This window comes from Companilactobacillus sp. HBUAS59699 (assembly GCF_036913575.1).
Lineage (GTDB): Bacteria > Bacillota > Bacilli > Lactobacillales > Lactobacillaceae > Companilactobacillus.
On the sequence record NZ_JAYKTV010000002.1, the window covers coordinates 385894 to 398782 of the forward strand.

The following is a 12889-nucleotide window of genomic DNA, read 5'->3' on the forward strand; positions in this document are numbered from 1 at the left end:
TATGAAAAAAATATTCAAAAAAATCATTACGTTAATATCTCTAGCCACAATGTTATTAGTATCAGGCTGTGGCTGGCCTGGACTAGGTTCCGGTTCTGAAGACACGATCAAAGTTGCCAGTTTATCGACGACTGAATCAATGATCATGTCCGAGATCATCATGGAACTTATTTCACACGAAACTAATTACCACACTGAAATCGTTAATAACTTAGGTTCCAATCAATTAGTTCACGCCGCTTTGATGCGTCATAACGCCGATATTGCTGCTGAGAACTTTACTGGTGACGAGTTGATCGCCACTTTAAACCATAAGCCGATCAAGAATCGCGCTAAGGCTAATCGAACTGTTAAAAGACTCTACAAACAGCGTTTCGACCAAACTTGGTTCCCAACTTACGGTTTCGCTAATACCTACAACATGTTAGTCACTCAAGAAATGGCTAAAAAATACCATCTACACAACATCAGTGACCTGAAGAAGATTGCTCCAACCATCAATATTGGTGCCGATAATATCTGGATCAACCGTCCTGACGATGGTTACCCAGCTTTTTCACGTACCTACGGTTTTACGTTCAAGCGGGTGTATCCTATGCAAGTCGGATTAGTTTATTCCGCCGTTGCAGCTGGTAAAATGTCAGCCGTTCTAGGATATTCGACCGATGGACGTATCAAGAGTTACAATCTGAAGATCTTACCTGATAACAAACAATTCTTCCCACCTTACGATACAAGTATGGTTGTTAATAACAGTTTGTTGCGGAAACATCCTGAACTCAAACCACTACTGCACCGTTTGGATGGCAAAATTTCCTTATCACAAATGCAAACAATGAACTATGAAGTCGATAATAATCTCCGTGAACCGGCAGATGTCGCACAAGAATTCTTACAAAAACATAATTACTTTAGGGGTGAAAAATAATATGGCTGACCAGCCGTTATGGAGACAATTAATTTTTTATTTTACTCACAATGGAATTTATATCTTAGAACAATTCTGCAGACATTTTCTGATCTCATTTTATGGGGTCTTGATCGCTGCAGTTATCGGAATTCCACTAGGAATATATATCGCAAATCACTACAAATTAGGTAATTTCATTATCAGTATTGCCAACGTCATTCAAACCGTCCCTTCACTTGCCATGCTCTCAATCATCATGCTGGTATTAGGATTAGGACCAAATACGGTTATCGTGACGATCTTCTTGTATTCCCTACTACCAATTCTCAAGAATACTTATACTGGTATGAAAAACGTTGATCCTAACGTGATCGATTCAGCTCGGGGAATGGGAATGACCGGGATACAACTTTTGTACATGGTCAAACTACCGCTAGCAATGTCGGTTATCATGTCCGGTATCCGTACCGCCATGGTCGTTGCTATCGGTAATACCGCCATCGGTTCCTTCGTTGGTGCTGGTGGATTAGGTGACTTGATCATTCGTGGTACTAACGCTACCGACGGTGCACCATTGATCCTAGCTGGAGCATTGCCAACCGCGCTAATGGCCGTCATTACTGATTTATTGATCGGTTTACTACAAAAATATTTCGAACCCACAAATTACATGAAAAAATAATATTTAGCACTCGATACTTTTGAGTGCTAAATATTTGAACTTTCCCCCAGGCAGGTACTACAATGTATTTGTAATGAAGGAAAGGAAGTAATTGATATATGAGTAACGAAATTATGGATCGTCCAAATGACATTATGAGAGACTGGTTTGATTCAAATTGGATGAACAGCTTTCCAACATTCTTTAAGGATGCTAACAACGATGTAACACTAAAGACAGACATTAAGGAATCTGACAAAGACTATCAAGTCCATGTAGACATGCCAGCTTTTGATAAAAAGAATATTGATATTAACTATCAAAACAATACTTTGACTGTTAGCGGTCATCGTGACAGTTTCAATGATCACGAGGACAAGAACGGCGATATGATTATGAGTGAACGTTCGGGCGGACGTTTTGCAAGACAATATCACCTACCAGCAGTCGATGAGAACAAGATTACTGCTGATTACGCTGATGGTGTTTTGAAGATCACGTTGCCAAAGGTTGAAGATAAGAAAGACTTAGGTCATCATATCGAAATCAACTAATTCGATGGTTGTTGTATTGCCGCTAACGGTGGTCAATAATAATTAGCCTAAATTGGCAAAATAAATAATCGAATTTCACATCTTAACAATAAAAAAAGTCGTCACAACGACCGGATATTTTATCCAGTCATTGTGGCGACTTTTTATGTACAATCAATCAACAGAGCTTCCGGTCAGCAGTAATGGAATCAGTGGCGAAAGTGGTGCTAATACGGGAGTTCTTCCCGTATTTACAGCACGGACGTCTTGGATGATTTGTAGTTTATGCAAAGCATCCAAGCGAGATTTGAGACCGATCTTTGGTTCAAATCGGTCCCGCTTCTGATGGAATCACTGCTGACCGGAAGCGGAACTCTCCCCCAAAAAAATCAAAGACTATTCTTACGCCGTAAATTATAAACGATCACCAACACGATCCAGAATAAAATCGTAAATATCATTGCCATTCGTGTCTGCTTAATGACTATTAACAGAATCAAAATACCAATAAAGAACGCCAAACTTAAGTAATTCGTAAATGGATAACCAGGCATTTGGTACTTACCTAAGTCTTTAGTCCGGTGACGATAAATTACATGTGTCCATAAAAGCACTACCCAAACAACAATGAAGTTGATCGTAGAAACGGTCGAGATCAAACTGAAGACACTAGCTGGCATGAAGTAATTCATCAAAACGATCACTAACAACGCTGCCCCAGAGAACATCAAGGCCCAAACGGGCACACCGTTGCGACCGACCATCGCCATTTTTTTCGGTGCATTTCCTTTGATACTTAGACTATAAAGTGTCCGACTGGTACTGAATAAACAACTATTAGTTGCGGATAAAGCGGCGGTTAGAACTACAAAGTTCAAAATTCCCGCAGCACTTTTAATCCCGATTCCTGAAAAGACTTGAACAAACGGACTGACATCAGTCGTGATATTACTCCATGGATAAACTGACATGATAGCTAACATTGAACCGACGTAGAATAAACCGATTCTGATCGGCACGGAATTGATTGCCTTAGGTAAATTCAATTCTGGATTATCGGTCTCACCAGCAGTTATCCCGACCATCTCGATCCCTACAAAGGCGAAGACTACCATTTGGAATGACAGTAGAAATCCATTCAATCCCGTAGGAAATAAGCCACCGTGAGTGACCAAGTTACTAAAACCAGCCTGTCCACTGCCGACTGGAGTATGAAAAATTGCCATCGCAAATCCGACAATGACCAAGACGATGATGGCAATAACTTTGATCATCGAAAAACTTGATTCCATCTCACCGAATAACTTCACATTCACAAAATTAATCGCAAATAAAATCACTAAAACCGTCAAAGCTGTTACCCACTGTGGAATCTGTGGGAACCAGTATTTTACGTAAATTCCCGTTGCGGTTAAATCCGCCATCGCTAAAGTTATCCAGCAGAACCAATATGCCCAACCGGTCACAAATTCAGCTCTGTCTCCTAAATAAATTCTGATGAAATCTAAGAATGAATGCTTCGTAGTATCAGACAACAGTAACTCTCCAATTGCTCTCATCATGAAGAAGCAAAACAGACCTGTAATCAAATATGAAAAAATAATCGATGGACCAGATTTGTGGATCGCCTCACCTGAACCTAAGAACAATCCCGTTCCGATTGCCCCACCGATGGCAATCATTTGTATATGTCTACTTCCTAGCGACCTAGAAAGAGTTTGTTTTTCACTCATAGTATCAGCTCCCTTTTTTATAAAAAAAGACGCCACTAATACAGTTTGTATTAGGGACGTCGTAACGCGGTTCCACCCAAATTCGCAATTTCTTGCATCTCTTATGCTCGATATCGGAAGCAAACCACTTCTGCCATTAATTACTCACTGAATCTCAGCTAATTTCAGTATCTCTGTTTTTACTCTTATGATAAATCGATAACATGACGATCCAAAATATGATCGTGACTATCATGGGAATTCTAGTTGTTTTAATATATAGCAACAATACTAGGATGGCGAAGAAAAATACCAAACTAACATAATTACTGAATGGATATAGCGGCATCTTGAAGATCTTGATACCTGCTGGATTTTGCTTTCTAAATCTCAAGTGCGTCCAAATCAAGATCATCCAGACAATGATAAAGTTGATCGTTGAAACGGTCGAGATCAAGCTGAAAACACTTGATGGGATGAAGAAGTTCATGGCGACGATGACTAATAGTGCCGCCGTTGAAAAGATCAAAGCCCAAACGGGAACGCCATTTCTTCCTATTAACTTGAACTTCTTAGGAGCATTCCCTTTTAGACTCAAACTATAAAGTGTCCGACTAGTACTGAACAGGCAGCTATTAGTTGCCGACAATGAAGCTGTCAAAACAACGAAATTCAAAATACCTGCTGCTCCATTGATATCGATCCCGGAAAAGACTTGTACAAATGGACTCGATGTCGTTGAAATCTTATCCCAAGGGTAAACGCTCATAATAGCAATCATTGAACCAACGTAGAACAATCCGATTCGAATCGGTAAACTATTGATAGCCTTTGGTAAATTGATCTCCGGATCAGCCGCTTCACCAGCCGTTAATCCTACCATTTCGATTCCTACAAAGGCAAAGATGACCATTTGAAATGACATCAAGAACCCTTTAAAGCCTGTTGGGAAAAAGCCGCCTTGGTTGACTAAGTTAGAAAATGTGGCATTGCCATCCTGAACCGGTGCACCAAATATTGCCATTCCGAATCCCACGGCTACTAGTGCAATGATAGCGATGATCTTGATCATCGAGAAGCCCGTTTCCATCTCACCGAATAATTTAACATTCACAAAATTCATTGAGAATAGGACTAATAAAATAACTAACGCTGATAGCCATTGTGGTACTCCTGGGAACCAGTATTTGATATAAATACCCGAAGCCGTTAGATCCGCCATGGCAACTGTGATCCAACACAACCAGTACGCCCAGCCAGTCACGAATTCAAACCTATCACCAAGATAGACCCTGATGAAATCCAAGAATGAATGCTTACTAGTGTCAGATAGTAATAGTTCACCGATCGATCTCATCATGAAGAAACAAAAGAATCCCGCAATCATATATGCCAAGATAATAGAAGGCCCAGCCTCATGAATGGCACTACCAGAACCTAAGAACAGCCCTGTACCGATTGCTCCACCAATGGCAATCATTTGAATATGTCGACCCTCGAGCGATCTCGAGAGTGTTTGTTTGTTCGAACTACTTTCCATAATTAACTTCCAATCTAAATTGCGCCATCTTCAGATATCTAACTCTCTGAAAATAAAAAAGACATCTCTAATACATTTCTGTATTAGGGACGTCTTTAACGCGGTTCCACCCAAATTTGCAATTTCTTGCATCTCTTGTGCTGATAAAGGTAAGCAACCTATAAAAATTAAAACGCCATTTTCACTGTTGACTTTCAGCCTCGATCAACATCTCTTTGAGTGAACATGTGTATAGTATAAGTGGTATAACATTAAAATGCAACTAACAATATAAATTTAAAATTAATATAGACCAATTTCAAAATATTAATGTTCACACTTTTTTCATAATTTGGAATTATTTAATTCATATTATTTAGTTATGATATTATTTGTAGATGAGAGATACAGAAATCCCTTTTCTCACCCCCTATAACATATATATTTAATCCCCTAAGAAACCATCCCTCCCCAGGATGGTTTCTATTTTTTGTTTTTTTAAGTATCAACCAGTAGTAGTTATCCAAAAAATAAGTTATACTAGTAAGCGTGGGATGAAAGTTATCCCCAGGGAGACAACTATTGTTGTCGTTTCAAAATTGGACACAGAATTTAAAATTATAAAAAAGACTTATCATTAAAAGTTGGCTATCCAAGATTCACAATATTTTCACAATTTACAAACAGATACTTCATGATAGGCCTGTATTATATAAATTGTAGATAAGAGATACAAGAAATCCCTTTTCTCATCCCCCCTATAACAATATTTAATCCCCTATATAAAAAACACCCTTTCCCCGAGGGTGTTTTTTTGTTGCCTCTAATTCACTTTCTGCTCATTTGCCAATGATTTTAGGGCATAAAAGATATATATTAGACGTGTAAATAATTTTATGTTAAAGGGGAATAGATATGAATTTATTTAAGAAATCACTGCTAACTGGTTTAGCAGGTGCAACTTTATTATCAGTGGGGACAATGGCAAATACTAACAACGTTGACGCTGCAGCTACACACGTTGTTAGAACTAGCCATGTAACTTATATTTACACTAAGAAAGGTGACGCTGTTAGAAATCGTGCCCTTTCAGCCAATAGTGACTGGGCTGTTGGTAAGGTCATCACAATCAATGGTCAAACATACGACCAAGTAGCCACAAATGAATATGTCATCGATAGTGAAGTCACAGACGTATCCCATCAAGCTCCAGTTCAAAAATCAACCGGAGTCGTCTTTGATGGCAACGCTGCTCTATACAACGATCAAACTGGACAAATGGACGGCAACTCATTGCCCGATGGAACTTTCTGGACTGTAACTAGAGCTATCATCAACAAGAATAATGTCGTCTTCTACAAAGTATCAGCACACGAATGGGCTGCTAGCCAACATCTATACGTTAAGAACTTGAATACGGATGTTGAATATTCAGCCGACTTCGGACTTAACGCTACTGATCCTAATGCTAAGAGCAGCGCTACCGTTACTGATATGCAAAGTGCCATATATGCAATGACAAACAGCGAACGTGCCAAGAATGGTGTTGCTGCATTACAAACTGACAACTCAATCAATGCTATCGCTATGCAACGTGCCAAAGAATTATCACAAATATTCTCACACATGCGCCCAGATGGTTCATTCTTCGATTCAGCTTTCGAACAGGCTAACTATCAAACTAACGGTGTCGGTGAAAATATCGGTGCCTTCTACAAGGCAAGTAAATTCAAGACCGGTCAAGCAGCATCCGATGCTCTCTTGAAGATGTTCCTTGAAGAACCCGGACAATTTCACTATGTAAATATGATAAGTTCCGACTACAAGTCAGTTGGTATTGGTGTTTACATCGACCCAATGGGACAACTATGGATCGCTCAAGATTTCGCCAAATAATAACTTCACAATATCTATCACCAAAGGATTCAGTCATTCTGAATCCTTTTTTGGTACCAAAAAACCTCCTATCAGTGATAGGAGGTCCAATATTTACAGCCTGGGTAAACGGCAAATACTGCATATTTACTGTTCTTTCGAACACTTAAGTTATATATCATATCGTATAAGATTGGAAGTCAAATGTCCCCAACTATCCACTATGTATATAAAAACAGCTCTACACAATGTGTAGAGCTGTTTAGGTGGTAAGGTGCAAAGATCTTCCAAACGCTTGCGCGCCGACCTCATACCCTTACCTCGGTTTGGCACCAGAAGTAAGTATGCCTGTTATGATATCAGAAGTCAATCCAAAACTTTATCGATCTCATCCTCATAATCACGCGGATCTTCCAACTTTCCACGCCTGATAAACTTAGCCGGAATGGGTTTCTTGATTATTTCATCCTGAAATAATAACTTGAACGCTTCTTCACCGATGTCAGTCAAACGATGATCGATCGTTGAAAAATCCATCAAAAAACTGATCGGTAAATTCTCCTGACCAATGACCACGACATCCTGACGGTGCATTTCTTGTAGCTGCCGTTTGGCACCAGCCGCGATCTCATCACCATTGCTGAAGATAACTTGTAGTTTTTTATCACAGTTGAGGAATTGGGCTGCCGCCGTTATTCCATCAAACATAGTTCGCGATTCTCGATATAATAATTTATCATTGATCTCTTCGCCGAAAACTTCCTTGTAGGCTCTCGTCGTCAGCAATGCACTCTGACTAGTGTTTTCACTCCGACTGACAGTCATGCCAATGTGACGATATCCTTCATTTTTTAAAATTTGCAGGGCATCGACGAATGACGCTTTTCTATCAGTAAAAGCACTCGAGATCGGATAGTCAAACGTATCCTCACAACAAGTGATAGGACCGTATTTTTGATACTCAACTATCTTCTCAAACGAAATCGAACGAGACGTAAAAATCAATCCGTCAAAAGCATGATGCTTCAACATGTCTAAAAAATAGATTTCTTGATCTTGATTATAATTAGATTGTAAAAAAGTTGCCTGATAATCGTGCGAAAAAGCTGCGTTAATAATTGCGTCAGCTAATTTTTGAAAATAAGGGTGATTGATATATGGCAGAACAACTCCTACACGATAAGTTTTCCCTAAGCTGAGTGCCCGGGCTAGATCGTTACGATGATAATTCAACTGTTTCATCGCTGCTTCGATTTCTTGTTTGGTTTTATCAGAAACATATCCTTGATCGTTGATCACTCGCGAGACGGTCGAGATCGAGTGTCCAGATAATTTAGCCACATCACGAATATTTGCCATATTTTACCACCTTTCTTCACTATTCTTAATATAACCTATCGAACGGGTTCGATAGCAAAATAATCCATAAATAATCTTTTTATTCAAATTATTATTTTAAATCTTGATATTGTTAGCTTCCGACATTGATATTTTTTAATTTATATCAAGTTAAAAAATGATTTTTAAAAAGTTCACACTTTCTTCACATTTAGAAAACAAATGATTCACACTTTCCCTGTATATTAGTAATTGTAGATGAGAGACATAAGCCTTTCACCTCATCCCCCCTATAACATATATTTAATCCCCTAAAAACATTAAAAGAACATCCCTCCCCAGGATGTTCTTTTTTATTTCACTTATAAAATTAATGATTGTCGTTATTAACCGTTTGGTTAGTGGTGACAATTATTTTTTTGCGGTAAAAACCGGCATTAGTATCTCGTCAACAATCGCCACAATGACTTCTTTAGTTACCACTTCTTGGCTGACGACCTCATTGATAAACAGCACGCTCGGTAAGTGTAATACTCGTGGTGATAATTTACTCAATTGTAATTCATTACGCTTCTCAGCCTGCTTTAAGATTTGTTCTACTGCCGTCTGCAATTCATTTTTTGAATTAGGCGCTGTGAATAGTTTTTCCATTGGAATCGACTTCAAGCGGTCTGTAACTAGTCCTTTTAATTTTTCTGTCCCGAACATATCAAAGATCTTGATCAATTGACTGAAGAAATCAACTAAATCTTCTCTCAGAGAACCTGTATCAGGAATTTTGACATCTAATTTAGGACCAAATTTCAAAATCGCACTTGCCGCCAAACTTGACTTTTCCGGCCAGCGACGATACAAAACTGGCTTCGCCGCATTGGCACGTTTGGCAACTTCTGCCATTGTGAAGTCATGATATCCAATTTCTTGCAATAGTTCCCACGCTGCAGACAAAACGGCATTCTCTAAATCAGCGCCACGACGGCGTTTTTGATGATTAGCTTCTGTTTTTGACAAATTTATCCACTTCCTCGCTTGCATTTTAAGATACTAAGGTATACTATTCTCACTGTCAAATAAATAAGATACTTGAGTTTCTTATTTGCTTGAATAAATCTTCAGAGGTAATTAAAATGCAATCCAAAAATATAAAAACTAAAATCAACAACCCTGACCACTCCTCCGTCGTCAAAGTTGCTATTATCTTAGTCCTCGGTGCGATTGCTCCAATGCTTGATACCACCATGACTAACGTTGCTATTAATACCATTATGAAAGATCTCCACAGTTCCGTCAATTTAGTACAGTGGGTCACGACTAGTTACATCCTAGCACTTGGACTCGTCGTCCCCATTGCGGGTTGGGCTGTAGATCATTACAGTGGCAAAAAAATCTATCTCAGCGCTTTGTTTGTTTTTCTAACCGGATCGATTATTTCTGGTCTGGCGACTGACATCAATCTTTTAATAATCGGACGTGTCATCCAAGGTGCTGGTGCCGGAATAATTATTTCTATTATCACTACCTTAGTCGTACGCGCTACTGGGACTCAAGGTCTGGGAAGTATCATGGCCATCGTCGGTTTACCAGCAGTGCTCGCTCCTATTTTAGGGCCAACCTTCGGCGGATTCATCATCAAAGCTCTCGATTGGCACTGGATCTTCTACGTCAATATTCCCATCGCTCTAGCTTCATTGATCCTGTTATACTTTTTGATGCCTGAATTCAAACCGACCGTCGCCAAGAAAGCTTTCGATTGGTTAAGCATTCTACTATTAGGTGGAACCTTTACCAGTCTGATACTCGGAATTACTAAGTTAAGTACCAGCGGAAAATTCACCAATTCAGATGTCTTGATCCCGATTTTTATCGGTATCGCGCTATTAATTAGTTACGTTATCTATGCTTTGCTTTTTCCTCAAAAAGCTCTCGTCAGTTTGAAACTATTCAAGTTTCCTAGTTTCACAGCTTCCAGCATCCTGCTATTGATGTCTGGTTTAACTGTCAATGGCGCCATGTTCATTCTGCCACTGTATCTCCAAAACATCCGTGGATTAAGCGTTATGATGTCTGGTGTCTACTTGATTTCTCAAGGATTAGGACTACTGATTGCCAGAAGTCAGATCGGTAAGTTAACTGATCGAATCGGGGCACGTTGGGTCGTTCTAGCTTCGATTGCAATAGCTGTCATTGGTACTTTGCCTTTTGCCTTCTTCAATGCCAAAACAGCCACTTGGTTGATTCTAATAACATTATTCATCCGTGGAATCGCTCAAGGTGGTATGACCATTCCCATTATGTCTGATGCTTATTCCGGCGTTCCTTCTGAATTGGTCTCTGAAGCCACCACTGCATCTCGAATGTTACAAAACATCGGTGGTGCCTTTGGAACCGCCCTATTAGCTACTTGGATCCAAACACAGTTGAACCATCAACTCGTTACCCCAACCAAGTTGAATTCAGCCTACCAAGGTGCCTTCGTCGTTACAGTCATCGTCACACTTCTAGCTGTGATCCCTGCTTGGTTCCTCAGCCATCATATTAGTTCAAATAAAAAGTAGGACGTTAAGTCCTACTTTTTTTCGCCAAAATGAATTGCCGCAGATTTTAACATTAAATCTTTTACCCGCACGTTTTCAAAACCAGCTTTATGATACATTTCCACTAGTTGAGGAATGCTGACGAACTTATTAACTGAGTCGTCTAAGTATTGATACTCATTCTTCTTAGAAGCGAATAATTTTCCCATCATCGGCATTAACTTATCAAAGTAGACTTTCCAGCCTAATCTGATGACTGGGGTTTCCACCTTATAAGCTTCCAGACAAACCACTTGTCCACCTGGTTTTAAAATTCGATATATTTCTTTCAAAACTGCATTAGCATCGGGTACGTTTCGCAAGCCAAAGCCAATTGTAACGACATCAAAACTATTATCAAGAAACGTCAAATGCATTGCATCCCCTGCTAAAAGTTCTACATTTTCCAAGCCGGATTTGCCAACTTTGGCTTGACCAATTTTGAGCATCTCCTGACTAAAGTCCATCCCTGATACTCGTGCTAAGGGAAACTTCTTTCCCAACATAATGGTCCAATCAGCCGTACCGCAACAAAGATCCAAAATACGTTTAGGATGATTGCTGATCATTTCAGTAGCTTTGGTACGCCACTTATTATGCGTACCCAGACTCATGATCGAATTCATTTTGTCATAATCTGTTGCAATTGAATTAAAGACGCCTCTGACATCATGTTCAGAAACTTTATTTGTTAGAACCAAAATTACACCTCAATTTAATAGCTTAGTCAATATTGTTTTTTCTACCGTAGTAGTTCAAATATTTATTGCCAGATTTTGAAATAGTGTATTTGGATACGCCAGCATTATCCGGTTGAATAATGGCTGAAATATCTTCAGCACCGGTTACTACTTTTAGGAACGAACGACTAACGAAACCGTGACAAACGACCATGATCTTTTCGTCACCCTTCTTAGCCATATCGTTCATGAAATCTTCAACACGTTTGTAGACATCGGCGTATTCTTCACCATCTTTGCAATACTTAGTGTAGTTAGGCAATAAGTAATTATTCTCATCGAATACTTCCGGATACTTAACTTTTAGTTCTGCTTCAGCCAAACCATCCCAGCTGCCATAATCTGCTTCATAAAGTCTTTTATCTTTTTTTACTTCGTGAATTCCTTGGTTCAAAATTTCAGCAGTTTGCACAGCTCGCTTCATTGGGCTTGTATAAACTTCATCAAACATATGAACATCGATGTGTTTTTCGAGTTCCTCCACTTGCTTGATCCCGTTGTCATTTAAGGGTTTATCAGTCGACATACCGTTGATACGGCCTTCATAATTAGTATCTGTCTCTCCGTGTCTTACAATGTACAATTCAACCATAATTTAAAAATACTCTCCTCTTGTCAGCGCTTTACATTCATACACCCTAGTATTTCATTATTGACATTGCATTTCAACTCTATTATGATTAAGAAAATTAATAGTCCTTTAACATTGGTCCCGTGAGGCTAAAAAGGTACACGTTCAGTCTTTTATTTCGCATATACACGGGATAGAGGACTATTTTTTTGCAGAGAGCGGAGAAATCCGGGAGATTCTGAGCACTGCCTAGGGTAATGAAGGTGGCGCGAAGCGATGCATTCATTATCCGTAGCAGGCGCAGGAATCTGGATTTCGGAGCTCGTTTTCGAAAACGAGTTGCGGCAGGCAAACCTCTGCGCTTACTACGACTAAGGGCTTCACCACTTCGTGGCAAATCCCTTAGTCTAGGTAATGCTCAAGGTTTAAACGCCTGCCTCCACTCTCTAATAAAAAG

The 12889-nt window shown here is 39.4% G+C and carries 11 protein-coding genes; 5 read left to right on the forward strand and 6 right to left on the reverse strand.

Features of this window, described 5'->3' with window-relative positions; all coding sequences use genetic code 11:
* Nucleotide 1 precedes the first annotated feature (1 nt).
* The 3 genes from U8519_RS05510 to U8519_RS05520 all read left to right on the forward strand — a co-directional run bounded on the left by U8519_RS05510 (nucleotide 2) and on the right by U8519_RS05520 (nucleotide 2125).
* Nucleotides 2–928: an osmoprotectant ABC transporter substrate-binding protein gene (locus tag U8519_RS05510; protein WP_334329307.1), complete on the forward strand. Its 927-nt coding sequence runs from the start codon at nucleotides 2–4 to the stop codon at nucleotides 926–928.
* 1 nt (nucleotide 929) lies between these two features.
* On the forward strand, nucleotides 930–1592 hold the full coding sequence (locus tag U8519_RS05515; protein ID WP_125565286.1) for an ABC transporter permease: 663 nt from the start codon (nucleotides 930–932) through the stop codon (nucleotides 1590–1592).
* Nucleotides 1593–1690: 98 nt separating this feature from the next.
* The gene (locus U8519_RS05520) at nucleotides 1691–2125 is read left to right on the forward strand and encodes an Hsp20/alpha crystallin family protein (protein ID WP_334329308.1); all 435 of its coding nucleotides are present in this window, start codon (nucleotides 1691–1693) and stop codon (nucleotides 2123–2125) included.
* Nucleotides 2126–2493: 368 nt separating this feature from the next.
* Here U8519_RS05520 and U8519_RS05525 read toward each other — a convergent pair whose 3' ends face one another.
* Complete coding sequence (locus tag U8519_RS05525) at nucleotides 2494–3837, reverse strand: amino acid permease (protein ID WP_334329309.1); 1344 nt, start codon at nucleotides 3835–3837, stop codon at nucleotides 2494–2496.
* A 154-nt stretch (nucleotides 3838–3991) separates the two neighbouring features.
* Entirely contained in the window at nucleotides 3992–5356 is a 1365-nt protein-coding gene (locus U8519_RS05530) for an amino acid permease (RefSeq protein ID WP_334329310.1), read from the reverse strand.
* 894 nt (nucleotides 5357–6250) lie between these two features.
* Here U8519_RS05530 and U8519_RS05535 point away from each other — a divergent pair.
* The gene (locus tag U8519_RS05535; protein ID WP_334329311.1) at nucleotides 6251–7231 is read left to right on the forward strand and encodes a CAP domain-containing protein; all 981 of its coding nucleotides are present in this window, start codon (nucleotides 6251–6253) and stop codon (nucleotides 7229–7231) included.
* Between the two features lie 345 nt (nucleotides 7232–7576).
* Here the strand turns inward: U8519_RS05535 and U8519_RS05540 are convergent, their stop codons facing one another.
* Together U8519_RS05540 and U8519_RS05545 are read right to left on the reverse strand one after the other, a co-directional pair.
* Nucleotides 7577–8569, reverse strand: a complete 993-nt coding sequence (locus U8519_RS05540) for a LacI family DNA-binding transcriptional regulator (RefSeq protein ID WP_334329312.1) — start codon at nucleotides 8567–8569, stop codon at nucleotides 7577–7579.
* A 390-nt stretch (nucleotides 8570–8959) separates the two neighbouring features.
* Entirely contained in the window at nucleotides 8960–9559 is a 600-nt protein-coding gene (locus tag U8519_RS05545; protein WP_334329313.1) for a TetR/AcrR family transcriptional regulator, read from the reverse strand.
* 116 nt (nucleotides 9560–9675) lie between these two features.
* On the opposite strand from U8519_RS05545, the gene U8519_RS05550 reads away from it, so the two are divergent.
* Nucleotides 9676–11103: an MDR family MFS transporter gene (locus U8519_RS05550; protein ID WP_334329314.1), complete on the forward strand. Its 1428-nt coding sequence runs from the start codon at nucleotides 9676–9678 to the stop codon at nucleotides 11101–11103.
* Between the two features lie 11 nt (nucleotides 11104–11114).
* Here the strand turns inward: U8519_RS05550 and U8519_RS05555 are convergent, their stop codons facing one another.
* Together U8519_RS05555 and U8519_RS05560 are read right to left on the reverse strand one after the other, a co-directional pair.
* The gene (locus U8519_RS05555) at nucleotides 11115–11822 is read right to left on the reverse strand and encodes a demethylmenaquinone methyltransferase (protein WP_334329315.1); all 708 of its coding nucleotides are present in this window, start codon (nucleotides 11820–11822) and stop codon (nucleotides 11115–11117) included.
* A 22-nt stretch (nucleotides 11823–11844) separates the two neighbouring features.
* A complete protein-coding gene (locus U8519_RS05560; protein WP_334329316.1) occupies nucleotides 11845–12453 on the reverse strand; it encodes a histidine phosphatase family protein in 609 nt (202 codons plus the stop codon).
* Nucleotides 12454–12889: the final 436 nt, after the last annotated feature.

What these genes read in the sequence shown, in the direction of transcription:
- U8519_RS05535 (WP_334329311.1), top strand. Translation starts at nt 6,251, where the DNA reads ATGAATTTATTTAAGAAATCACTGCTAACTGGTTTAGCAGGTGCAACT.
- U8519_RS05520 (WP_334329308.1), top strand. Translation starts at nt 1,691, where the DNA reads ATGAGTAACGAAATTATGGATCGTCCAAATGACATTATGAGAGACTGG.
- U8519_RS05550 (WP_334329314.1), top strand. Translation starts at nt 9,676, where the DNA reads ATGCAATCCAAAAATATAAAAACTAAAATCAACAACCCTGACCACTCC.
- U8519_RS05560 (WP_334329316.1), bottom strand. Translation starts at nt 12,453, where the DNA reads ATGGTTGAATTGTACATTGTAAGACACGGAGAGACAGATACTAATTAT.
- U8519_RS05515 (WP_125565286.1), top strand. Translation starts at nt 930, where the DNA reads ATGGCTGACCAGCCGTTATGGAGACAATTAATTTTTTATTTTACTCAC.
- U8519_RS05540 (WP_334329312.1), bottom strand. Translation starts at nt 8,569, where the DNA reads ATGGCAAATATTCGTGATGTGGCTAAATTATCTGGACACTCGATCTCG.
- U8519_RS05525 (WP_334329309.1), bottom strand. Translation starts at nt 3,837, where the DNA reads ATGAGTGAAAAACAAACTCTTTCTAGGTCGCTAGGAAGTAGACATATA.
- U8519_RS05510 (WP_334329307.1), top strand. Translation starts at nt 2, where the DNA reads ATGAAAAAAATATTCAAAAAAATCATTACGTTAATATCTCTAGCCACA.
- U8519_RS05530 (WP_334329310.1), bottom strand. Translation starts at nt 5,356, where the DNA reads ATGGAAAGTAGTTCGAACAAACAAACACTCTCGAGATCGCTCGAGGGT.